Source organism: Ornithinibacillus bavariensis (assembly GCF_050433565.1).
In the GTDB taxonomy this organism is placed as follows: Bacteria; Bacillota; Bacilli; order Bacillales; family Amphibacillaceae; genus Ornithinibacillus; species Ornithinibacillus bavariensis.
This window is the reverse complement of record NZ_JBNPWZ010000006.1, coordinates 14,290-37,298: the sequence shown is the minus strand read 5'-3', so window position 1 is coordinate 37,298 and position 23,009 is coordinate 14,290. Positions and strand designations below refer to the sequence as shown.

The window sequence follows — 23,009 nt, the reverse complement described above, 5'->3', positions numbered from 1 at the left end:
TCGGGTCTCTATGGAGATAATAAGTAATTCAGTTATTTAAAAAGCTTTTCTAAGAGTGCTTTTAATGCTAGAAGTATAATTGCAATTGCAAATATAACAATGATAATTCCACCAACAAGTATTAGGATGCTTTTAAATTGAGCGGTTATAAGTGCCGATACGGGTACAAAAGCTAATGCAAATCCAGCCAAAATAGCTGCGATATACAAGCTAACTATTCTATCCAACACAGATATCCCTCCTTCCACTATAGCTTATGCAGAAGAAGGGGTATCTGTTTTTTATACCATTATAAAACTCGTGAAATAGGCTTCTAGCTTAGAAGCATTGGAACGAAGCAATACGATTCAAATCAATGCCAAAGTAAGACCAATGATTGAACCGCCATCTAAATCCAGCTACAGAGGTTCTTCCTACAAAGGTTGGGAAGAACCAGAATCCTGTTCCATTCTCTAACCATATAAATGTATTTCGGAATAGGCATCCTCTAATAGCTCCTGGGTCAACAGCAAATGTCTGAAATTGTGGCTGCTGTGGTGTAAAGGAAGGTGGTGGTGAAGTAGGAACTTGTGTCTGCCCACCTCCCCCAGGAAATCCTGGGAATTGTCCTCCTGGAAAAGTTCCTCCTGTTTGCCCTCCACCAGGAAAGAATCCCCCTGTCTGCCCTCCGCCAGGAAATCCTGGAAATTGTCCTCCTGGGAAAAATCCTCCAGTTTGACCACCGCCTGGGAATTGTCCAGGCATATTAAATTGCCTCTCATCCTCATATTGTGATTCAAAATAATTCACTCGTACTCCTCCTCAAAACGTATTCGATTTAATATATGGGAAATATGACTAGATTGGGAGTTTATTAGGCAAGAATGGGCTCTAAAACTTTTATGAGTGATTACTCACTTTACAAATTGAGAAAAAGAAGGTATATTTAATGTGAGTAATCACTCACTACCGAGGAGATGATATGATGGAGAAAATTTGTGTTTCTGTTCAACATGTAACAAAGCAATTTGGAAAACATATTGTGCTGAGAAATCTTGATTTGAATATTAAAGAGGGAGAGGTTTTTGGTCTATTAGGTCCATCGGGAGCTGGAAAGACCACATTAGTTAAGGAGCTATCGGGCTTAGATATTCCAACCTCAGGCACTAACATCGTTTTAAATCAAAGAATGCCAGATCTAAAAATTATTAATCGTATTGGCTATATGGCACAATCCGATGCACTTTATGAGGATTTGTCAGCTAAAGAAAATCTCCAATTCTTTTCTAATTTGTATGGAATAAAAGGAAAAAGACAGCAAGAAAGAATCCAAGAAGTAATGCAACTAGTAGATTTAACGGATCACTTATATAAACTAGTTTCTGATTACTCGGGTGGAATGAAGCGAAGACTGTCATTAGCTATTGCGCTTTTGCATGAGCCTGAGCTACTGATACTGGATGAGCCGACTGTTGGTATTGACCCCGTCTTACGCAAGCGAATTTGGGATGCGTTTTTTCATTTGAATAAAAAAGGAACAACTATTATTGTAACTACACATGTGATGGATGAGGCAGAAAAATGTGATCGACTTGGTTTAATGCGTGATGGTTCTATCATTGCTGTAGGTACACCTCAGGAGTTGAAGCAACGAACGAGTACTGCTTCAATAGAAGAAGCCTTTTTAGCATACGGGGGTGAAGGAATATGAGAGTGAAAGCATTAATGATAAGGATACTACGCCAAATTATTCGTGATAAACGAACCATCGGAATGCTATTATTAGCTCCCATCCTCGTCTTGTCTATGCTGTATCTTGTTTTTAATGGGGACAATTATGAACCTAAAATTGGCTTTGTTGGAATTCCGGATGTAATGATAGATACGTTAGATTTATCCGATGCTAGTATAACGGAATATGATGATCTTTTGGCCGCCAAGCGTGATTTAACAGAGGGACAGCTTGACGGGTATATTAATTTTTCGAATCAAGAGTTATCCGTTCATTTGGAAGGGAGTGATCCCACAGTAAACGGGGCAACCATAAAATGGATACAGTCGACCTTTAGCAATTTGACTGATGGGGCACAATCACCCTTAGATGTTCATTATCTTCACGGCTCAAGTGACATGGGGCAGTTCGATTATTTTGGACCTGTATTATTAGGTTTCTTTGTATTCTTTTTTGTTTTTATTATTGCAGGAGTTTCCTTTATTCGAGAGCGTACCACCGGGACGTTAGAGCGTCTTCTCTCAACACCTATTCGTAAATGGGAGATTGTAGTTGGGTATGTCCTTGGATTTGGTATTATAACCATGGTTCAATCAGCCCTTATTGCGTCCTATGCAATATATGTTCTGGGAATGATGATGGAAGGATCTTTCATCTATTTACTTCTCATTATTTTAGCGCTATCCTTCACGGCATTAACCTTGGGGATTCTTGTCTCATCATTTGCTAATAATGAATTGCAAATGATTCAATTTATTCCAATTATTGTTGTACCACAAATATTTTTTTCAGGATTATTTAACTTGGAGACAATTTCAAATTGGTTGAGCTGGATTGGTCCAATTACGCCACTTTATTATGCAGCAGCAGCACTACGCGATGTCATGGTTCGTGGTTATGGATTCCCGGATATTTATATGGATCTAATCGTTTTGTTCGGATTCTCCATACTTTTCATTGTGTTAAACATACTAGCATTAAGAAAGTACAGAAAAATATAAACAACGTATCAAGTTGTATCTAAGGTCTGTAATATCGTATCATGAAGGTATAGTGTATGTACAACGGAAGATTAGAGGAGATAGAACGTGTTTAAAGATGATCAACATTTAACAGAAAAACAAAAGGGAATCCTGGCAGCAGCCACCGAATTATTTGCTGAAAAGGGTTATGCTGCAACTTCTACCAGTGAAATTGCTAAGAAGGCAGGGGTGGCTGAGGGTACGATATTCCGTCATTATAAATCGAAGAAGGATTTGCTTTTGACAATTGTTTCACCAACGATGATTAAGGTCATTAGTCCAATGGTTAAGAAGGATATTAACAAAGTATTGGATAAGGAATATGATACCTTTCAGGACTTTTTACGAGCTATGATAGCAAATCGAATAACGTTCGTGAAAAAGAATACTTCATTGTTACGCATTTTTATTCAAGAACTACCTTTTCATGAGGAGCTAAAGAAGCAAGTAATTGAACAAATTGGAAAAGATGTATTGGAAAGACTTCGGGAGGTAATTCGGCATTATCAAGGGAAGGGTCAAATTATTGAGATGCATCCTGACACAATTATTCGGGTTGCTGCTGCATCCACCTTATCCTATATACTAGCCAAATATGTAGTATTTCCTGAAGCGGATTGGGATGAGGAAGCGGAAATCGAAAGAATGATTCAGATATTATCGGATGGGATTGCTGTGAAAAATAGTGACTAAATGGTCTTTAACGGTTTTTAATAAGAAAATTTATCGATTTATTTTTCTATAATAAAAAGTAATAATAAGTACAATTGGCTTAGTAGCCAAAAGAAAGAATAATATAATTCGGAACACAAAGGATTAGTTAGCTATTCCAATTACCTGGCTTGAATTCAGTAGTTTGCCGAGCTCGAGCCTTTTAATATGGTAAAAAACTAGTTCATAAAGTATTAATCTTTAAAATTATTCTAGAAAAAATTGGATAAGAAGGTTACTATTTATAGGATAACTTATATAAGTGAGTGTTAAAAAATTTTAGATCTTAAAAAACAGGGGATTGTGATTTCATGAACGTCTTATCCATACAAAATTTAGAAAAGCAAGAGAAGGATGTTTTATTGTTTCCTTCATTTAGCCTGCATGTCGGAAAAGGGGAAGTGTCTGCAATATATTCGAATATCAATATTCGGAAGGCCTTACTCAACATGTTCCTTGGAAAAGAAGAAATCTATAATGGTGATATAGAAATACTAGGAGAAAAAATGAAAGATAACCCATTATATCGACATAGGGTTGGCTTTTGTTTCTTTGAACAGCACTTCTATGAACGATTAACCATATTAGACAATATAAGATTTGTTAAACGATTATATGATTCTAAGCAAATTATCGATGACATTATAAATATCACCCAATTAGGGTCAATTAAAAATAATAGAGTTAGTAAACTAAGCTTCTCTGAAAAGAAAAGATTACAAATTGCACTTCTGTTAGTACAAGACCCTGCCTTATACATATTTGAAGAACCAGATTTAAACATTGATATGGAGTCTAAGCGTGTCTTATTAAATATATTGCAAGCCTTAAAAAAAGAAGGAAAAGCAGTACTAATATTAACTGGGATCATGGAAAGTGCAATTACCCTAGCAGGTCATATCTTTCGGTTAGATGAAAACGGTCTCCATCAGGTTGAAGAAGCTGTAGAAGTTGAAAGCGGTGTAGAAGAAGCAGAGGAAGAAGAGAAAAAAGAAGATTCGCCAATAACATTTAACTTAAATAAGGTTCCGACAAAGGTAAATGACAAGATTATCTTATTTGATCCTACAGAAATTGATTATATTGAAAGTAATGATGGTGTGTCATCTGTTTTCACAAAAGGGGAATCCTTTCCAAGTGTCTTTACGATGAATGAATTAGAAGAACGATTAAAGCCATTTGGATTTTTCCGTTGTCATCGGTCTTATATTGTAAATCTGCAAAAGGTTCGAGAAGTGATTACTTGGACAAGAAACAGTTTCAGTTTGGTATTAGATGATAAACCGAAATCGACGATACCACTATCAAAGACAAAAATGACCCAATTAAAGGAGTTATTGGGACTAAAATAAGCTCCATTCAACCCAAATATTACTCTATTCACGGATAAAATGCTGTCAAAACCCTTGATATCTATTAATCTAAGGATGTAAACAAAAACAACCATCACGGGGGAGTAAAATGAAAAATATTATTGAAGTGAAAAATCTTGCAAAGGTTTTTGGAAATCAAACAGCACTACAAGATGTAAATTTTAGTGTAAAAAAAGGAGAAACTTTTGGATTTTTAGGGCCAAGTGGATCGGGGAAAACGACGACCATCAAAATTTTAACTGGTCAATTAATGCAAACCTCAGGAGAGGCTGAAGTTTTTGGTGTTAAAAATTCTTCCTTAAATTCTGGTTCCTATCGCCGGAGAATTGGAGTGCTTTCCGATAATAGTGGTCTTTATCAGCGTCTTTCTATTGAAGACAATTTAAAGCTGTATTGTGATCTATATGATGTGCCGAGAAAGCGGATGGATGAGGTTCTGGAATTAGTGAACCTTGCTGACGAAAAGAAGAAAATTGTATCGAAGCTCTCAAAGGGTATGCTCCAGCGGGTGTTGCTCGCTAGAACATTACTTCATGAACCAGAGCTATTATTTTTGGATGAGCCAACATCAGCGCTTGACCCGGCTAACTCGAAGCAAATTCATGAAGGGCTACGTCAATTAAATGAAAAAGGAACGACGATTTTCTTAACTACGCATGATATGAGTGAAGCAGAAACCTTATGTAATCGGGTTGCCTTTCTTCATAAAGGGAAAATCCAGTTGCTTGATGAACCAATGGCATTACGTCGACAATTCTCAGACGGAAGTGTAACTGTTGAACTAAGGGATGGAAAAGTGGTTAACCTTCCTGGTGGGAAAGAAGGGGCAGAAGAGGTCTATAACTATATGTCTAGTAATCAAGTAGTTTCTATTCATTCGAATGAACCTACTTTAGGGGATATTTTCGTTGAGATTACAGGGAGGGAATTAGTATGACACTATCATGGAAGCGGATTTACGCTATTTTTCAGAAGGATTTAAAGGACTTATCCAAAAACTTGTATGTTACTTCAATTTTTATATTGCCATTTTTAATGGCTTTCCTATATGGAAAAATGTATGATGCTAACTTAGAAATCCATTATATCATCATTAATCTAACCTTAGCTTCTGTAACTGCATTTATCCAATGTGCGGTTATTGCGGAAGAGAAGGAAAAGCATACATTAAGAGGGTTAATGCTTTCACCAGCTTCGGTTGTGGATATTTTAACTGGAAAGAGTTTAGTTAGTTTCATTTTGTCAGTCGTCACTATTGTATTATGTGCTATGATTACGGGGTATGAACCAGCTAATATTGTGTATGTTTCGATTGCCATTTTTATTTCAATGCTATTTTATCTAGCGCTTGGTACTGTTTTTGGACTGTTAACTCGTACCGTTGTCGAAGCATCTGTTATCTTTTTACCGGTTATCTTTTTATTTGGTTTTGGATCGATGCTAATGATGTTAGTGGATAAGTATCCTGTACTTTCTTTTATTGAGTATTTGCCAAATATACAATTAGTTGATTTCGCTTATAAGGTGGAAGAGGGCGCAGGGTTTGGAGAATTATGGAGTCATTTAGCTATTCTACTTGCTTGGGGAATTGTAACAATTATTCTTGCAGCTATCGTGTATAAGAAGCGAGAGATAGATAAATAAAAAGTCAAAAGAGTGTCCGAGGACACTCTTTTCTATTATAGTGCTAATTCCTTATCTAAAAACGCGTAGAAATCTACCCATTCATCTATTATTTTGGAAGTTGGTTTACCGAGGCCGTGACCTGCTTTTGCTTCCAGTCTTAACACGATGGTAGACGCTTTATCCGCTTTTTCCATTAAGGTTGCTGCGAACTTCTTGGCATGTGCTGGTACTACTCGGTCGTCACTCTCAGCAGTTGCAATAAGAACTGGTGGATACTTCACCCCTTCTTTAATATTATGAAGCGGTGAATATGCATAGAGGAATGGGAACTGCTCCGGATTATCGGCACTTCCATATTCAGGTATCCAATAACGACCAATTGTAAACTTATGATATCGAAGCATATCGATTACAGGTACCCGACAGATGACCGCTCCAAATAAATCTGGTCGTTGCACCATACAAGCAGCAACTAGTAAACCACCATTAGATCCACCCATTATGGACAGCTTTTCCTTCTTCGTATAGTTTTTTTCAATAAGCCATTCACCTGCAGAAATGAAGTCGTCAAACACATTTTGTTTATTCTCAAGCATCCCTGCACGGTGCCATTCTTCTCCATACTCCGTCCCACCACGAAGGTTTGCTACAGCATAAATGCCGCCTTTTTCAAGCCAACGAAGAATAGAAGGGCTAAAGGTTGGCGTCATATTGATATTAAAGCCACCATAACCATACAGAATAACAGGATTATCACCGTTTAATTTAAGACCCTTTCGGTGGGTCAGGAACATCGGTACTCGAGTACCATCCTTAGAAGTATAGAAGACCTGCTCAGTTTCAAAAATTGAGATATCAATTGGCAGTTCAGCTTCGAAAAATACGTTAAGTTCCCTTTTGTCCATGCTGTAATTGTAAACAACAGTTGGACTTAAGAAAGAAGTTATCCCGAAATAAATTTCATTATCTTCCTTACTGCGAGTGATATCAGTTAGTGAACCAAGGATAGGTAGTTCAATATCGTGAGAAAAGGTTCCATCTAGGTTAAATACCTTCAATTGATGGTGCGCATCATGTAACAATCCAGCAACAAATTTATCCTGTATAGCAATGACAAAATCCATCACATCTTCTTGCTCCGGAATTATCTCCTTCCAGTTGGATGACTCAGGATTATCTATATCTACAGCTATGATTTTGCCGTTTGGTGTATGTAAGTCTGTTTTGAAATAAAAAATATTTTCTCTATTGGTTACATACATGTACTCGGCATCTGCTTGATCTAAAACCCTAGTGAACTTCTCATCCTTATCTATAGCCTTAAGGTAAAAGCGGTTCTCCGTTGCCGTTCCTAAATAAACATAGAGACAAAGATAGCGGTCATCATCACTTAAAAAAGATGAAAACATTAACTCTTTATCTTCTGGCTGTTCATGAACTAATTGATCATTTACTTGAAGATCACCTAGCTTATGGAAGAACACTTTATTGAAATTGCTTTCATCCTCAGGTGCCACACTACCTGGTTCTGGGAATCTGCTGTAGAAAAATCCAGAATTATCTGGGGCCCAAGTAAGACTGGTGAATTTAACGTGCTGGATATGATCATCTAAATCTACTCCCGTAGTCAAATCTCGAACTCGAACTTCCTGCCAATCACTTCCATGTGTAGAAGTTGCAAATGCTAGATATTTTCCATCCTTACTAAAGGAATAATTTGTCATTGCAACTGTACCATCTTCACTTAAGGTATTTGGATCAATTACAACGACGTCCTTATCACCATCTTTACGGTAAAGAATTGCTTGATTTTGTAGCCCATCATTCTTTTGGTAATAAAGCGTATCGTTTACCTTTTTTGGGACAAAGTTTTTCGGATAATTCCAAAGCTCTTCTAGTCTTTTACGGTCAGCATCCCGTGTGGAAGCTTTGGAAAAGTAAGCCTCACATCTTTCCCCCATCCAGTTACTCCAGTTAATCGAGTGCTCTGAATCGGGATCCTCAAGCCAACGATATGGGTCACTTACCTTTGTTCCGTGATAATCGTCAATGATATTATCTTTCTTAATGGTAATCAATGATGCATCCCCCTTTGAAAAGTCTTATAAATAGTATTCGAGATACATCCTCTAAATCCCTTTTGAATTTTAAAAATAATAGTATTATATAAATAAAACTGTGGGAATTTTTATCTTGATAATATCTTGGGAAAATGGGGAAATATTAATAGAAACTTTTAATGGCCTATAGACGTAATAAATAAATAAGAATACAATAATAATGAAAAAGTATGAGGAGGGGATATGATGGCAACAACAGAGGATGATCGTTTGTTTGCAATGCTATTATATTTATTAAGCATACCATTCCCAATTCTAGGGCCGTTACTTATCTGGCTTATTAAGCGAGATTCATCAGCGTTTGTAGATTATCATGGAAAACAATATTTTAATTTCCTAATATCGTTTACTATTTATCTGGTTTGCAGCTGGATTTTAGTTATTGTGCTAATTGGCTTCGTATTAGTACCTCTGGTTGGTATTACCGTTTTCGTTCTAACGATTATTGCAGCTGTGAAAGCTTATCAAGGAGACAGATGGCAAATACCTTTAGCAATCCAGTTTATTAAACAGTAAGCGAAAGAAGACGTTCAGGTATTATTACTTGAACGCCTTTTCTCTTTATTTTGTTAGTTTTCTAATAACCTGACCGCAGTTTGAACCATCCATTTTACCCCAATTTTGATTGCTTCCTCATCAACCATAAATTCCGGATGGTGCCATGGATGTACAATTCCTTTTTCTTTATTTCCTGAACCGAGCCATACATAGCAGCCAGGAACCTTCTGCTGATAGTAGGAGAAATCCTCTCCACCCATGGTAGGCTCTGCAATAACTGTGTTTTCCTCACCTACAATACGAATCGCTGTTGAACGAACAACATTGGTTACTTGTTGATCATTAAATACGGCTGGAAAAAGGAATTTATAATCTATGTCAACTTCACCGCCCATTGCTTCAACTGTATTCGATACGAGCTTTGTAAACTGTTCATAGATACTGTTTCGAACAGAATCATTAGAAGTTCTTACAGTACCTTTTAGTACGGCAGTATCTGGGATTACGTTGTTTGTTGCGCCAGCTTGGAATGATCCGATACTAAGTACAGCACTTTCTTTAGCGGAAATGGTACGACTGACCAATGTCTGTAACTGGGAAATAACAGCACTTCCGATTACGATTGGATCAATCGTCCTCTCTGGCATTGCTGCATGTCCGCCTTTACCCTTAATTGTAATCGTAAAATCATCCACACTAGCCATGAGGAATCCTTCTTTAATACCGATAGTGCCAACGGGAAGATCGGGAAAATTATGAAGCCCTATAATGGAGCTAACCCCATCTAGTAATCCTGCTTCAATTACAGAAATAGCTCCACCTTCTGTTTCTTCTGCAGGTTGAAAAAGCAGTCTAACTCTACCAGGTAGATTGTTTTTCAGTTCTTGGAGAATGATACCCGCTCCTAATGCAATGGTAGTATGAACATCATGTCCACACATATGACTGATTCCATCGATGGTTGAACGAAATGGCAAATTCGATTCCTCTTGGATTGGTAGAGCATCGATATCTGCACGAATAGCCACAATTGGCCCTGTTTCCTTACCAAACACTTCAGCCGCAGTTCCAGTTTTCAATGAATGGGTAAGTGGAGTAATTCCGTTTTCCTTTAACCATTCATTTATCCGTTTAGTAGTCTCTACTTCTTGATGACTAAGCTCAGGATACATATGAAGATGTCGTCTCATCTTTAATAGTTTTGGAAAAATTTTCTCTACTAGGTTGTCGATTTGTTGACTTAATTCCTGTGATGTCAATTCTGTCATGATGAACCTCCTATTTAACACGGCCTCAAAATTCCTTAATAGTTTATATTCAGGATTTGCATATGATTTCTCCAGCAATCCTTCTTCTATTATTCTACCATTTTTCATTCAGATTCGAATATGTCCATGATGTACTGGATTATTCCGATAACGGCAAAAAAACTATCCTTTGACGGTATTGGTGAGGATAAAAGCAAGTATTAAAAAAAGAAATAAAATATAGACTGGGTAACAGAGGAAACTAAAGTCAGAGTGTAATAGAACAAAAATTAATTTTCAATGAAGACATGTTCAAATGAAGGAGGTCGGTGACGTTCTCTCATTAATATCACTCCTTCTCTGTCCTCAAATATCTCTAGAATAGGGGCGTAGTCTAAGTTAACTATGTATTCCCAATCTACCTGTTCTAGAATGTTTGCATCATTCAACATGTAGATTGGGATGTAACTGTAAGGTGTTATCGTTCTAGTATTGTGATTTCCTCCTTCTTTCACTATCCTATAGCCATACTCACAATCGGTACAATCTTCGAAATAGATATAGGTGATATCTAGTCTGAGAAGAACCCCATCAATTGTTACATCGTTTAATACGACAAGCCCAATAGTGGAATCTGCAACACTATTTGCAAACTTGGTAAGGTCTTGTGATAAATTTTTACTTTCCTCTTGGGCATTTGCTAGTGCATTCTTTATTTTTTCACTTTCATTCTTTAATTTATCGATTGTAGCTAAAAGTTCTGCATTTTTATCCTTAACAGCCTTCATTTCATCTGCAGTAGTTTTATCCAGTACATTCGTAACTACAATAAAAAACATAAGAAATGCGATAATACTATATAGAATTTTGTCTTTCATAATATCCACCCCTGCCAGAAACCAAAATCCGAGAGTACAAGACTCTGCTTTGTTAATTCTGTATCCTCTTCTGTATATTCATTGTAATCTAAAAAACTTGGTTCCCTATGATTATCACGAACAAATTCATGATGAAAATCTATAACCTCCAATAAAAATTCTACAATTTCTATACTACTTGGATTCATGAGATGGTCCCTTGAATCCCTTACAAGATATTCGTCTTCAAAATTATTACCTCTTTTTCTATTGCACGTTTTACAGAGAAGTCTTACATTATTTTCATCTGAACTGCCACCTTTAAAAAAGGAATAACATGGTCAAATTCTATATCTTCGTCTTTGACAGCTTGTCCACATACACTACATATTTGATTATCCCTTTTCATTACTCTAAATTGAACAGGGCGAGAAATGTTTCTGCTAACATTTCTAAGTTCTTTGGCTTCTAAAGGTTCAGCCACATAGAATACCGGACATTCATGACCGAATATTCTACATCTATGATCATCGGCTTCTTCCTTAATTGGAAAATCTTCAACCAACGGTCCATATGGACAATATTTAAGTTCCCAACATGGTTTGCAAACGGCTTTAATCCTCTTTTCCCAATCAATCTTTTTCGCTCAATCTTGTATAGAATTCATTTCTCATTCCCCCTATTTTAAAAATATGAACCCACAAAGAAGGTCAACTTCTTAAACAATTTGGCCCGATTGGTGAACATAAGCAAAGAGATTATTCAACTCTTCTGCCCCGTTAGCATAGTAACTACTATCTTAAATTCTGACATAATATTCTGAAAATAATAATAAAAATTTTACCATAAGAAAAGGCGACCTTCTTGGATCACCTTCTTTATCTAACGCCCCCTTTAGTTCAACAAGGTTATTTACTATTATTATGAAGTTCAAATGACTCTTCAAACTCATCCCATTTTACATATACTTTTATAACTTCATCTTTACCTACTTTTGCTTCATCTGTACCTGTGGCCGGAAACGTTGCTGATGATGGGGGATCCGTAAACTCTACAATGCTTTTGCTACTAAACCCATTAAACTCAAAAGAGTATTCAAGTTTTTGTAATGAAGACAACGCTTCTAATGAACCTTTATATTTTAATACGAACTTATAGCTATTTTCGTTCGAATAGGTTCTTTGTCCGTCTTTTTCTCCCCATTTTTCTGTTCCTTTATTTGAGTATTCAGCTTCCCAATACTCACTTTCTCTACTAAATTTATAATTATAGGTCGTAGTTTCTGAACAAGCTGTTAAAAGTACAATTGTAAATTATAAAGTAATTACTTTCTTCAAATTATCCCCCCTCTAAAATTGAATTGGGTAATAATACTTATTTATTTAAATATACTTCTAATAATTCCTCTTCTTCTAACCTGCCCCGTTAGCATAATAACTTCTACCTAAATACTAACATAATATTCCGAAAATAAAAATTTTACCATAAGAAAAGGCGACCTTCTTGGATCACCTTCTTTAAGTATTGCACCCTTTTTTGTTTTTTAGGGGTCAAAATTGAATTTTGTGAGTGAAAAATTCAATTTTAGGAGGCTCTTTTGTTTCAAAATTCAATTTTAGGATTTCGTTCGTCAAACTTCGACAATACAATCATTAACTACTTTCATGGTGCAACCTACATCTATTGGATTATATTGCCAAATATCTGAAAGAGCAGCCTCCCAATTCAATTGATGCTTAAAACGGTAAATGAATTATTAAAACATCAAAAAAAATTCAAAGTGACAAAGAGGAAGGAAAGGAATTGTACAATGATTTGGACTTGGTAGTTTGTACAAGTCTCGGAACCCCTGTAAACCCGAGTAATTTACGTAGGTCTTTTAACAGGCAAATAAAAAAAGCCAATCTGAAGAAGATCCGCTTCCATGATTTACGGCACAGCCATGCAACCTGTTGCTACAAATGAACATAAATCCAAAGGTAGTATCTGAACGGTTAGGACATGCGAATATTAGAATCACCTTGGACACATATTCCCATTTATTACCAACGATGCAAACTGAAGTAGCTGATAAGTTAAGTCAAGTAATGGGTATGTAGACTTAGAAAAACAGGTCATGACCAAACCATGACCAAGATAGGAATTACCTCATTTCCCCTCAATAATCAACCTTTAGAAAATAAAAGAAACCCTTATAATTAAGGGTTTCCGGGTAGTGGAGCATAGGGGGCTCGAACCCCTGACCTCTGCACTGCCAGTGCAACGCTCTCCCAGCTGAGCTAATGCCCCGATATGTTACAATAATATTATAGTGATTTCTTATAATAATTTCAATGAAAGAAACATAGATTAAAGTACTTTCATCTAAGCAATGAAAAGAGAGAAGGGGAGTTCAGTGAAAAAGCTATATCTAACACTTTCTATTATTACCATCCTCCTGATATCGGTCGCTGTAATTTTCGGCAAAAATCTAATAGAATCTCAGACTACCTTTGAAAAAGCTAAAGTAATAGAACGATTCCCCACGGAAAAACAATTATTTGATCCGAATATCTTGATTCAAAATATTTTTCGCGAAGCCACGGAAGGACGAATCCCAAAGGTGCCGTTTACTGCAGGTGAAGCAAGGCTTGATGACGTATTGACCGAATGGGGAGAGCCTGAAAAGGAAACTCCTTCTGGTGACGGAAAATACATCGATTATCCAACGAAACTAGTAACATTTGGTCATATCAATCATACCATTTTCGATGTTCGTTCCTTCAGTAAGGATTTGCATTTGATACATTTTGAAGATATCACACAATCATTGGGAAAACCTAGTGAACAGCGCTATTACAAGGATAGCCAAATTGATCAAATTATTTTAGTTTACGAGCTAAATGATGCTTATCAGCTAAAGTGGATTCTTCCACGACCTACAAAAAAGAACCCGAATCCAGTAGTTCATCATATCTCTGTCTATACAGATCCAAGTAAACTGAAGGTTAACTATGAAAGCTTTCTAGCTACTATGAGCTTGGATGAAAAAATCGGTCAGATGATAATGGCTGGCGTGGAAGGCACTATTCCTACGAAGCAAACGACCAATTTGATTGAAGACTACAAGGTAGGCGGGGTTATATTTTTCAGTAAGAATTTTACTAGCTATCGGCAATCAATAGATTTAGTAAATGGTATAAAACGAATCAATTCTATTAATAAAATTCCATTACTTTTATCCGTAGATCAGGAAGGTGGACGTGTCACGAGGCTTCCAGGATTAGAAAAATTACCTACAAATAAAGATATCGGACTCCAAAATAATGTGGAGCTGTCATCTCAAATAGGTACTATTTTAGCACAAGAGCTGGAAGCTTATGGGTTGAATATGAACTACGCTCCAGTAGTAGATGTGAATAGTAATCCAAAGAATCCTGTCATTGGGGACCGATCCTTTGGCGATAATCCAACCCTTGTTAGCAAGCTTGGAATTCAGACGATGAAAGCAATGCAGGATGAACATATTATCCCTGTCATCAAACATTTTCCTGGTCATGGAGATACGGAGGCGGATTCCCATTTAGAATTGCCACGTATTGATAAGAGCTTAAAGGAGTTACATGAAATAGAGCTTGTCCCGTTTATAGACGCGATAGAGGAAGGTGCTGATGTGGTTATGGTCGCCCATATTCTATTCGATAAGCTTGATTCGAAATATCCGTCCTCCATGTCAAAACCAATTATTACTGATTTGCTTCGAAAGGAATTAAATTTTGATGGAGTAGTCATAACTGATGATATGATGATGAAGGCCATAGCAGGGAACTATGGGATTGGAGAAGCGGCTGTTCAGTCGGTTAAAGCTGGTAGTGATATTATTTTGATTAGCGGAGAATACGAGGATATTGTCAGTACCATTAAGGCATTAAAGTCAGCGGTTGAAAATGGGGAAATAAGTAAAGAACGTATTGATGATAGTGTAAAAAGAATCCTAAGCTTAAAGGATAAATATGACATAAATCATCATCAAATTGAATACCAGGATATTCAAAAAATTAATGATCAAATTAAGGATGTTGTAAAGTAGGACTGTCGAATAACAGTCCTATTTTTTATGCACTTTATTAACTAGTTTCTTAAGCAAAATTAACTATCCATAATTTTGGGCAAAAATAACTGTTTTACTAAAATCAGTAGTCTAATAGTATTGATTATTGCAATCTTTACAAAAAGTAAATAGAAACCGGAATTTAATTATGGTATGAATGAAGTGTAAGGGTTGTGATTATGTCCTATTATTCTATGAAAATGGAGGGTTAAAATGAAAAAGGCATCGCTTAGAAAGGTAGTTAGTGTATTTCTTATTTTCTTACTAGTTTTTATGAATATGCCATCTGTTTTTGCAACATCAACGACTAGTGATGAAGAAAATTTAGCGGAAGATCTCTTTATCTCTGAGTATGTAGAAGGTAGTTCATTCAATAAGGCAATTGAGATTTTTAATGGTACAGGAGATGCCGTTAATCTAGAAAACTATAAGCTAGAGTTATACAGTAACGGTGCATCATCTCCAACACAGGTCTTACCATTGTCAGGTATCTTAGAACATGGTGATGTGATGGTTATCGCTCATTCCAGTGCGAGTGAACAGATACTTCAAGTTGCCGATATGACGAATAATGCAGTCATTAATTTTAATGGTGATGATGCGGTAGCATTAAAATCCCAGGATAGAATAATAGATTTACTTGGTATCATTGGAGAAAGACCAAATTATGGTGTAGACAAAACGTTAGTAAGGAATTCGTCTGTTACAGCTCCGAATTCTATTTATGATTCCACGGAATGGACAAATCAAGGAAAAGATAATTTTACTTTTCTTGGTTATCACGAAATGGATGGTGTAGACCCTAAAGATCCAGATGACCCAGGTACTGGAGTATCTTCTATCAGTAAGGCTCGTAGCCTAGCAGATGGTACGACAGTTACGGTGGAAGGTATTGTAACAGCAAATAGTGAAGCAATTAGTATTCCAGGGCAGTTTACAACCTATATTCAGGATGATTCTGCTGGTATTAATCTATACGCTTACCAAAAGGGGAGTTTACCTAATTTAGTTAAAGGAGATCGCGTAAAGGTAGTTGGAAAGCTAGATTCCTATAATGGCTTGAAGGAGATTATCCCTACTTCCATTGAGGTTTTAGCTCAAGGCCAGCCTTTACCAGATATACAAACAATTACTTTAGAGGATTTACAAAACCCTGCTATTGCTGAGACCTATGAGGGCGAATTGGTGAAAGTGCATGCATTTATTAGCAGCATTCCTAGTAGTCCAGCTGGTGGGGGATATAATGTATCCCTATTAGATAATGATTTTAATGGAACGATTTTACGAGTGATGGAAAATGCACTAGATATCTCATTAGTTGAACCGGAAAAGTGGTACGACATTACCGCGATTGTTAGTCAGTACAACGATTATCAATTAATTCCAACGGAGCAGATGGATATTCAATTAGCAGCTGAACAGCCAGGTCCACCATCTGCAGCAGGACTCTATAAAACTACTGTTGCTAGCATTACTGATGGGGACACAATCCGAATTGAAACACCTGTGTTTGGTCAAACAAGGGTGCGTTTCCTGAATATGGATACGGCGGAAACATATGATGCCCATAATAATGATCCAGCTCGATCAGAGATTAATCAAAATCAAAAGTATTATGGCGAACTTGCTAAGTCCTATATCAGTGAGCTTTTACAACCAGGTGATGAGATTTATTTAAAGATTGGTGATGAACCAACAGATGATTATGGCCGAATTTTAGCAGAGGTTATTCGTAAAGAGGATAATTTGAATATTAACCTTGAAATGGTAGCACAAGGCTATGCTTCCACCTACTTTATTGCACCAATCGATGAAGAGGCATATCCAATTTATCAAGCGGCAGTAAAAGAGGCGAAAGATGCAGGGCTCGGTATCTGGAATCCGGAAAATCCACTACTGGAATTACCATTCGTATTCCGTGCTTTTGATGATAAGAAAGGGCTACTTCGTTATGTGGGAAATTCCGATACGAAGAAATATGTAGTACCGGAGGATTGGGCAGATGTGCCAGTTGATAAACGTATTTTCTTTAGTAGTCCAGCGGAAGCAGAGTCCTATGGCTACATTCCAGTAGGAAGTGTTGACCCGAATATAGTAGAGGTACAATTTTTAAGCATGAATGATCTTCATGGGAAAATCGATCAAGAATACATGATAGATCCAGATGGTGATGGTACAAAAGAAATGTACGGTCGAATGGATTATACAGCTGCTGCGATTAAAGAACGTGAGGCTGAAAATCCAAATACGTTAATCGTCCATGCTGGTGATATGATTGGTGGTAGCTCACCGGTTTCCGGTCTTTTACAGGATGAGCCAACAGTCGAGATTATGGAGGAAATTGGCTTTGATGTAGGAACAGTTGGTAACCATGAGTTCGATGAAGGGGTTGATGAACTTCTCCGCATGGTAAATGGAGGAGAACACCCTGAAGGTAAGGGAACGGCGGGCTATGATGGTATGAATTTTCCAGTGCTCTGTGCAAATTGTGTTTACGAAGATACTGGCGAGACATTTTTAGATCCATATTATATTAAAGAAGTTGATGGGGTACCTATTGGTTTTATAGGCGTTAACACGGTGGAAACTGTGAATATGGTTATGCCATCTTCGTTAGAGGGAATAGCCTTTACCGATGAGGCTGATGCTGTCAATAATGCAGCAGCAGAATTAAAAGCACAAGGAGTTAAAGCAATTGTAGTGCTTGCACATATGCCAGCCTATCAATCGGGAGAAAGTGCAACTGGTGCAGCGGCTGACTTAGCAAATTCAGTAGATGATGAAGTAGATATTATCTTTGCTGCCCATAATCATGTTGTGAACAATGCTGTTGTGGATAATAAGTTGATTGTCCAAGCAAATGAATATGGAAAGGCATTTGCAGATGTCGATGTACAAATCGATCGCACAACTGGTGATATTGTCTCGAAGGAAGCGGAAATTGTATTTGTGAAACAAAGTGATTACACACCAGATGCAATCGTTGCTGATACATTAGCATACTATGCGGATGCAATTGCACCAATTATAAATGAAGTAGTTGGTTATAACGCAAATGATTTAACGGGAAGCTATTCAAATGATAAAGATCATGCCCTTGGAAATCTGATTGCAGATGGTATGAAATGGGCGATGGACAGTGATTTTGCAATGCAAAATGGTGGGGGAATTCGTGATGACTTACTTGCTGGCCCAATCACTTGGGGTGAGGTCTATAATATTTTACCATTTGGCAATACGTTAATGACGGTTGAAATTAAGGGTGAGGATCTGTATCCAATTTTAAATGAACAGCTCTCACAATATGGAGCGGACTATAGCATTTCTGGATTCAGATATACCTTTAACCCCGAGTTACAGCAAGTAGTGGCTATTACACTACCAGATGGGGCGCCAATCGATAGGAATGCGGTGTACACATTAGCTGTAAATAATTATATGGGAACTTCTGAAGGCCCAATTAAAGATTTAGGGAAAAACCCAATCATGGGACCTGTTGATGTCGATGCTGCAGTAGATTTCATTCGTAGCCTAAATAGTTCGGAAGGTAACCCTATCGATTATGTCGCTGATGGAAGAATTGCAACAACAGACGAAGTTCCAGGAGAAGAACCAGAAGAGCCTGCCACAGTTGAGGTACCAGTGAAGAAAAATAACGGTACCGCAACAGTTCATACTGAAGACTTAGAAGCCCTTGAACAAGGAGTTCATGTTGTCATCAATATTTATAATCGAAGCAAACCACGATCACTTTTACTGAATAAAAAACAGGTAGAAATTTTGAAAGCAAAAGAAATAACCTTAACCGTTACTAACGGAACAACAAGCAAAACATTTGAAATGACAAAAATAAGAGAAAGAATTTTAAAAGTTGATCTTGAAGAATAAAACGACAATATGGCTAGTAGCTACAAATAGTGAAGAAGTACAATAAATGGATAGTAAGTGTTTCAAGGGATGGAGTAGAGTTACTCTATCCCTTTCATTTACTTTATAAAAATAAATTATCAGTTTATTTGCATATTTATATTGAAATAACAGAGAGATTATGAAATCATTTACTTAAAATAGTAGTTTAGGATAATTAATCAAGTGGGAAACTAGTTAGGGCGATGTAGATTATTAACAGCATATGACTTTGGAAGGTTGGAAAGCGGATTTTAATACTGCTTAATAAATCAATAGAATAAGTAACAATAGAGCAAGGAGAAAAGGGATGACAATTTTAGAGGCTAATAACATCTATAAGGTTTATGGGGAATCCTACGGTGAAGGGGAAACAAGGGCATTAAATAACATTAATCTATTGATTAATAAAGGAGATTTTGTTGCCATTATGGGACCTTCCGGTAGTGGAAAAACGACCCTATTAAATATATTAAGTGGAATCGATCAGCCAACTTCCGGTGAAGTTACAATTGACGGAGAAAATATAAATGAAATGAAGAGTGATGCTTTAGCACATTTTCGTCGTAAACAACTGGGCTTTGTATTTCAGGATTTTAATTTACTAGATAGCTTAACCGTGAAGGAAAATATCATGTTACCTATGATACTGGAAAAGAAAAACCTAACAGAGATGGAAGAAAAGATACATGAGCTTGCTAGTCTCTTTGAAATAAAATCAATTTTAAATAAGTATCCTTATCATATATCAGGTGGACAACAGCAAAGAACAGCGGTGAGTCGTGCATTAGTAAATGAGCCTCAGATTATTTTTGCTGATGAGCCTACAGGAAATTTGGATTCTAAATCATCGACTGCGATAATGGAGTGTTTCGAAAGAATTGTAGATAAAATGTCAACTACTGTATTACTTGTAACGCATGATGTCTTTGCTGCAAGTTATTGCCAAAAGGTAATCTTTATAAGGGATGGAGCAGTTCATTCTAGTATTTCAAAAACGACCAATAGAAGTGCATTTTTAACTGAAATTATGGATAACCTTACCCTCTTAGGAGGAAGGTAACATGACCTTTAATAAAATTGTATGGAAGATGGCTAAGCATCATTATAAAAAGTATATTTTTTATCTTGTTTGCAATAGCTTGGCAGTGACGTTTTTCTTTATGTTTACAACCGTCTATTTGAATAAACAACTTGTTGAAATGGAGCAGTCAGAAGGGATTCAATATGTTTTGTCGATTCCTGGGGTTGCACTTATTATTTTTACTATATTTTTCATTAGTTATGCACATCATATTTTTATGAAGAAAAGGCGTAGTGAATTTGGGTTATTCATGACATTAGGTATGACGAGGCGTGAGATTAGTAAATTAATAGTCTTAGAAAATAGTATTATTGCCCTTATCTCTCTAATAATTGGTGTTTTAATTGGAGCAACCCTTTCTAGGTTCTTCTTTTGGCTATTGTTAAAATTTGTAGGTATACAGGAGATCCTCTTTCAACTTCATGCAAAAATGTTTCTCTATACGGTTATTGTATTTTTGGTAATGTTTTTTGTGGCAGTAGGACAATCCCTTTATTTAACATTAAAAAGAAATATCATCACAAATTTAAAGAACGAAAAAATAACAGAGAATGTCTCTGATAAACATGCAAGGTTAGGTGGAATTGGACTTTTAATTGTGGTTGGCTCGATTATCGGACTTTATTTTACGTATACTGGACAGCGGGGTGGCAACTTTCTATTACTTTGGTCACTAGCTACATTCATTGGATTGTATATCGTATTGTATCATTTTACGAGCCTTTTGATAGAGCTGATTAAAAAGAATAAAGGATATTATTATCGGCGTTTACTTTATTTAACGAATATTAATTATAAGTATAAGCGGCTTACGTCGGTTATGATGCTCGTTACAGTAATGATTATGGTTACACTTTTGTATAGTACAATTATCTTATTTACATATATAACAACGGAAAGAGAAGCGATAGAAGAAACCCCGTTCGATGTAGCGTTTATTCAAACAGATAGTACGAATAATGTGGGAATAGATGCGCTAAATGCTATTTTTGAACAGAATGGAAATCGTGTACAAAGACACGTTTCAGTTCCAATATACTCCTATTTTCAAAAGGACTATTATGAAGTTGTTCATGCATATACGTTTATGTCATTAGATGCATTTAATGAGTTAACTTCCAGCCAATTTGAACTAAAAAATAATGAGTTTATTTATTTTTTAAATGAAAATACGGAAACCCCCGATAGCATAGCTTATGACCAAGGACTTCGTATACCAAGTGGCAGTGATGAGATCGTATATGATGTAAAGGAAGTAATTGTTGAGAAAAGGTTGAATACATTAAGCAATCTTAGTGAAATATTTGTTATTAACGATACAGAATTGTCGAGACTAAAAAGAAGCATAGACGGATTAGCTGCAGTAGTTCATTTAATTAATCTTGAGGATTGGCAGGATTCAAAAACAGGAGTGGAAAAATTAAAACAAACGTTTGAAAGCTTTAATATAAGTATGCCTGCAATAAATGTTGAACATATCGTCCCTGAAGATGAATTATTTCAAATTAGTTCTCGTATTGAGGGATATGAAATGAATAAAAATTCAAATGGAATACTTTTTTTCGTAACTATATTTTTAAGTGTATTATTCTTCATAGGGTCATTTTTCCTTTTGTATATTCAATTATTTTCTGAAGTGGATAAGGAATTAGAAAGAATTCGTAAACTGTACCGTATCGGGATAACTAGTAAGGAGATAAAGAGAATAATCTCACAGGAGATTACGACGATATTTATGATACCTACCCTACTTGGTACAACTTTGGCATTGTTGTACATTTTAGCTATGGCTACAGATATAGGGGGAGTTATTGCAAATCCTGAAATCATATTGCATTTCTTAATTGTAGGGGGGAGTTATTTCGTCATACAATTTGCTTTTCTATTTTATGCTAGAAAGAAGATGTATCGATTGTTAAGCACAAAACTAGCTCATTCTATAGATAAAGCAAACATATAACTTATCATTTGGTGTTACAAAGGGTGCGAGTGTTGAAGAAGAGCACCTTCTATACCAAGGTAATGACTAGTATCACAATATTGCTAAGGTAAGATAAAAGGTTGAAAGGAGAATGCTTATGATTTATGTTGCTCTTCTTCGGGGGATTAATGTAGGTGGAAAAAATAAAATTGATATGAAGTTGCTAAAAAAGACGTTTGAACGAGTCGGTATGAATGATGTGGTAACATACATCAATACAGGTAATATTATTTTTTCAAACAAGGACGTATCAAAGATAGAGCTCTCACACATTTTGGAAGAAGCGATATCTAATGATTTTGGATTACAAATTAAAGTATTAGTACGAAGTATCGATGATGTTAGTGGAGTCATTAACGCTATTCCGAACACATGGAGGAATGACAAAGAAATGTCATGTGATGTTATTTTTTTATGGGATGAAATTGATGATGAATCTGTACTTGAAAACCTGGTTATAAAGCCGAATATTGACACGGTTAAATATGTCCCTACCGCAATCATTTGGTCGGTTGAAAAGAAAAATATAACCAAAAGTGGGAAGTCAAAATTGATTGGAACAAAGGTATACAAACAAGCTACAGTAAGAAACGTCAATACCACTCGTAAGATATATGAGCTAATGCAAGCTCAAAACAGCTAGTTTTTTAGATTCTAGTTAGACATTTGAGTTTTTATGTGATGTCATTCGAACCTAAGGGTTTCACTAGTTCAAAAAGCAACGCAGACTTTTTATTAGTCGCGTTGCCTTTTACTATTTTAAATTCTATAGAAACCTCTCGT

At 36.3% G+C, this 23,009-nt stretch carries 21 protein-coding genes and 1 tRNA gene; 13 read left to right on the top strand and 9 right to left on the bottom strand.

Annotated features, from left to right (window positions below; translation table 11 throughout):
• Positions 1–32 precede the first annotated feature (32 nt).
• Together HNR27_RS11530 and HNR27_RS11525 are read right to left on the bottom strand one after the other, a co-directional pair.
• Positions 33–230 (bottom strand): hypothetical protein, encoded by a 198-nt coding sequence (locus tag HNR27_RS11530; protein ID WP_212920746.1) that lies wholly within the window; start codon positions 228–230, stop codon positions 33–35.
• A gap of 88 nt (positions 231–318) precedes the next feature.
• On the bottom strand, positions 319–789 hold the full coding sequence (locus HNR27_RS11525) for a hypothetical protein (protein WP_429339846.1): 471 nt from the start codon (positions 787–789) through the stop codon (positions 319–321).
• Positions 790–961: 172 nt separating this feature from the next.
• Between HNR27_RS11525 and HNR27_RS11520 the strand changes: the two genes are divergently transcribed.
• From HNR27_RS11520 to HNR27_RS11495, 6 genes are all read left to right on the top strand, one after another.
• On the top strand, positions 962–1,690 hold the full coding sequence (locus tag HNR27_RS11520) for an ABC transporter ATP-binding protein (protein ID WP_429339845.1): 729 nt from the start codon (positions 962–964) through the stop codon (positions 1,688–1,690).
• Positions 1,687–2,712, top strand: coding sequence for an ABC transporter permease (locus tag HNR27_RS11515; RefSeq protein WP_429339844.1), 1,026 nt, complete (start codon positions 1,687–1,689; stop codon positions 2,710–2,712). The genes HNR27_RS11520 and HNR27_RS11515 overlap by 4 nt, the downstream gene beginning before the upstream one ends.
• Positions 2,713–2,799: 87 nt before the next feature.
• On the top strand, positions 2,800–3,426 hold the full coding sequence (locus HNR27_RS11510) for a TetR/AcrR family transcriptional regulator (RefSeq protein ID WP_429339843.1): 627 nt from the start codon (positions 2,800–2,802) through the stop codon (positions 3,424–3,426).
• Between the two features lie 329 nt (positions 3,427–3,755).
• Positions 3,756–4,796 (top strand): LytTR family transcriptional regulator DNA-binding domain-containing protein, encoded by a 1,041-nt coding sequence (locus tag HNR27_RS11505; protein WP_429339842.1) that lies wholly within the window; start codon positions 3,756–3,758, stop codon positions 4,794–4,796.
• Positions 4,797–4,905: 109 nt separating this feature from the next.
• On the top strand, positions 4,906–5,754 hold the full coding sequence (locus HNR27_RS11500; protein ID WP_429339841.1) for an ABC transporter ATP-binding protein: 849 nt from the start codon (positions 4,906–4,908) through the stop codon (positions 5,752–5,754).
• Positions 5,751–6,461, top strand: a complete 711-nt coding sequence (locus HNR27_RS11495; protein ID WP_429339840.1) for an ABC transporter permease — start codon at positions 5,751–5,753, stop codon at positions 6,459–6,461. The genes HNR27_RS11500 and HNR27_RS11495 overlap by 4 nt, the downstream gene beginning before the upstream one ends.
• A 35-nt stretch (positions 6,462–6,496) precedes the next feature.
• Here the strand turns inward: HNR27_RS11495 and HNR27_RS11490 are convergent, their stop codons facing one another.
• Positions 6,497–8,521, bottom strand: a complete 2,025-nt coding sequence (locus tag HNR27_RS11490; protein ID WP_429339839.1) for a prolyl oligopeptidase family serine peptidase — start codon at positions 8,519–8,521, stop codon at positions 6,497–6,499.
• A gap of 225 nt (positions 8,522–8,746) precedes the next feature.
• Between HNR27_RS11490 and HNR27_RS11485 the strand changes: the two genes are divergently transcribed.
• Positions 8,747–9,079, top strand: a complete 333-nt coding sequence (locus HNR27_RS11485) for a DUF4870 domain-containing protein (protein WP_429339838.1) — start codon at positions 8,747–8,749, stop codon at positions 9,077–9,079.
• A 53-nt stretch (positions 9,080–9,132) separates the two neighbouring features.
• Here HNR27_RS11485 and HNR27_RS11480 read toward each other — a convergent pair whose 3' ends face one another.
• The 5 genes from HNR27_RS11480 to HNR27_RS11460 all read right to left on the bottom strand — a co-directional run bounded on the left by HNR27_RS11480 (position 9,133) and on the right by HNR27_RS11460 (position 12,283).
• Complete coding sequence (locus HNR27_RS11480; protein WP_429339837.1) at positions 9,133–10,329, bottom strand: M20 metallopeptidase family protein; 1,197 nt, start codon at positions 10,327–10,329, stop codon at positions 9,133–9,135.
• A 269-nt stretch (positions 10,330–10,598) separates the two neighbouring features.
• Positions 10,599–11,186 carry a hypothetical protein gene (locus tag HNR27_RS11475; protein WP_429339836.1) on the bottom strand — a complete coding sequence of 196 codons (588 nt, stop codon included), beginning with the start codon at positions 11,184–11,186 and terminating at the stop codon, positions 10,599–10,601.
• Positions 11,183–11,374: a hypothetical protein gene (locus HNR27_RS11470; protein WP_429339835.1), complete on the bottom strand. Its 192-nt coding sequence runs from the start codon at positions 11,372–11,374 to the stop codon at positions 11,183–11,185. The genes HNR27_RS11475 and HNR27_RS11470 overlap by 4 nt, the downstream gene beginning before the upstream one ends.
• Before the next feature lie 83 nt (positions 11,375–11,457).
• Positions 11,458–11,730, bottom strand: a complete 273-nt coding sequence (locus tag HNR27_RS11465) for an HNH endonuclease (RefSeq protein WP_429339834.1) — start codon at positions 11,728–11,730, stop codon at positions 11,458–11,460.
• Positions 11,731–12,073: 343 nt separating this feature from the next.
• Entirely contained in the window at positions 12,074–12,283 is a 210-nt protein-coding gene (locus HNR27_RS11460) for a hypothetical protein (protein WP_429339833.1), read from the bottom strand.
• 685 nt (positions 12,284–12,968) lie between these two features.
• Between HNR27_RS11460 and HNR27_RS11455 the strand changes: the two genes are divergently transcribed.
• Complete coding sequence (locus tag HNR27_RS11455; protein ID WP_429339832.1) at positions 12,969–13,130, top strand: tyrosine-type recombinase/integrase; 162 nt, start codon at positions 12,969–12,971, stop codon at positions 13,128–13,130.
• 251 nt (positions 13,131–13,381) lie between these two features.
• Here the strand turns inward: HNR27_RS11455 and HNR27_RS11450 are convergent.
• Positions 13,382–13,454 (bottom strand) — tRNA-Ala (locus HNR27_RS11450).
• A 106-nt stretch (positions 13,455–13,560) separates the two neighbouring features.
• On the opposite strand from HNR27_RS11450, the gene nagZ reads away from it, so the two are divergent.
• From nagZ to HNR27_RS11425, 5 genes are all read left to right on the top strand, one after another.
• Positions 13,561–15,234, top strand: coding sequence for a beta-N-acetylhexosaminidase (gene nagZ, locus HNR27_RS11445; RefSeq protein WP_429339831.1), 1,674 nt, complete (start codon positions 13,561–13,563; stop codon positions 15,232–15,234).
• A 234-nt stretch (positions 15,235–15,468) separates the two neighbouring features.
• The gene (locus HNR27_RS11440; RefSeq protein WP_429339830.1) at positions 15,469–19,143 is read left to right on the top strand and encodes a 5'-nucleotidase C-terminal domain-containing protein; all 3,675 of its coding nucleotides are present in this window, start codon (positions 15,469–15,471) and stop codon (positions 19,141–19,143) included.
• A 328-nt stretch (positions 19,144–19,471) separates the two neighbouring features.
• On the top strand, positions 19,472–20,224 hold the full coding sequence (locus HNR27_RS11435) for an ABC transporter ATP-binding protein (RefSeq protein ID WP_429339829.1): 753 nt from the start codon (positions 19,472–19,474) through the stop codon (positions 20,222–20,224).
• A 1-nt stretch (position 20,225) separates the two neighbouring features.
• Positions 20,226–22,205 (top strand): FtsX-like permease family protein, encoded by a 1,980-nt coding sequence (locus HNR27_RS11430; protein ID WP_429339828.1) that lies wholly within the window; start codon positions 20,226–20,228, stop codon positions 22,203–22,205.
• Between the two features lie 118 nt (positions 22,206–22,323).
• Positions 22,324–22,869 (top strand): DUF1697 domain-containing protein, encoded by a 546-nt coding sequence (locus HNR27_RS11425; RefSeq protein ID WP_429339827.1) that lies wholly within the window; start codon positions 22,324–22,326, stop codon positions 22,867–22,869.
• The last annotated feature ends 140 nt before the right edge of the window (positions 22,870–23,009 follow it).

What these genes read in the sequence shown, in the direction of transcription:
- HNR27_RS11520 (WP_429339845.1), top strand. Translation starts at nt 962, where the DNA reads ATGATGGAGAAAATTTGTGTTTCTGTTCAACATGTAACAAAGCAATTT.
- HNR27_RS11515 (WP_429339844.1), top strand. Translation starts at nt 1,687, where the DNA reads ATGAGAGTGAAAGCATTAATGATAAGGATACTACGCCAAATTATTCGT.
- HNR27_RS11505 (WP_429339842.1), top strand. Translation starts at nt 3,756, where the DNA reads ATGAACGTCTTATCCATACAAAATTTAGAAAAGCAAGAGAAGGATGTT.
- HNR27_RS11500 (WP_429339841.1), top strand. Translation starts at nt 4,906, where the DNA reads ATGAAAAATATTATTGAAGTGAAAAATCTTGCAAAGGTTTTTGGAAAT.
- HNR27_RS11495 (WP_429339840.1), top strand. Translation starts at nt 5,751, where the DNA reads ATGACACTATCATGGAAGCGGATTTACGCTATTTTTCAGAAGGATTTA.
- HNR27_RS11485 (WP_429339838.1), top strand. Translation starts at nt 8,747, where the DNA reads ATGATGGCAACAACAGAGGATGATCGTTTGTTTGCAATGCTATTATAT.
- HNR27_RS11480 (WP_429339837.1), bottom strand. Translation starts at nt 10,329, where the DNA reads ATGACAGAATTGACATCACAGGAATTAAGTCAACAAATCGACAACCTA.
- HNR27_RS11475 (WP_429339836.1), bottom strand. Translation starts at nt 11,186, where the DNA reads ATGAAAGACAAAATTCTATATAGTATTATCGCATTTCTTATGTTTTTT.
- HNR27_RS11470 (WP_429339835.1), bottom strand. Translation starts at nt 11,374, where the DNA reads ATGAATCCAAGTAGTATAGAAATTGTAGAATTTTTATTGGAGGTTATA.
- HNR27_RS11440 (WP_429339830.1), top strand. Translation starts at nt 15,469, where the DNA reads ATGAAAAAGGCATCGCTTAGAAAGGTAGTTAGTGTATTTCTTATTTTC.
- HNR27_RS11435 (WP_429339829.1), top strand. Translation starts at nt 19,472, where the DNA reads ATGACAATTTTAGAGGCTAATAACATCTATAAGGTTTATGGGGAATCC.
- HNR27_RS11430 (WP_429339828.1), top strand. Translation starts at nt 20,226, where the DNA reads ATGACCTTTAATAAAATTGTATGGAAGATGGCTAAGCATCATTATAAA.
- HNR27_RS11425 (WP_429339827.1), top strand. Translation starts at nt 22,324, where the DNA reads ATGATTTATGTTGCTCTTCTTCGGGGGATTAATGTAGGTGGAAAAAAT.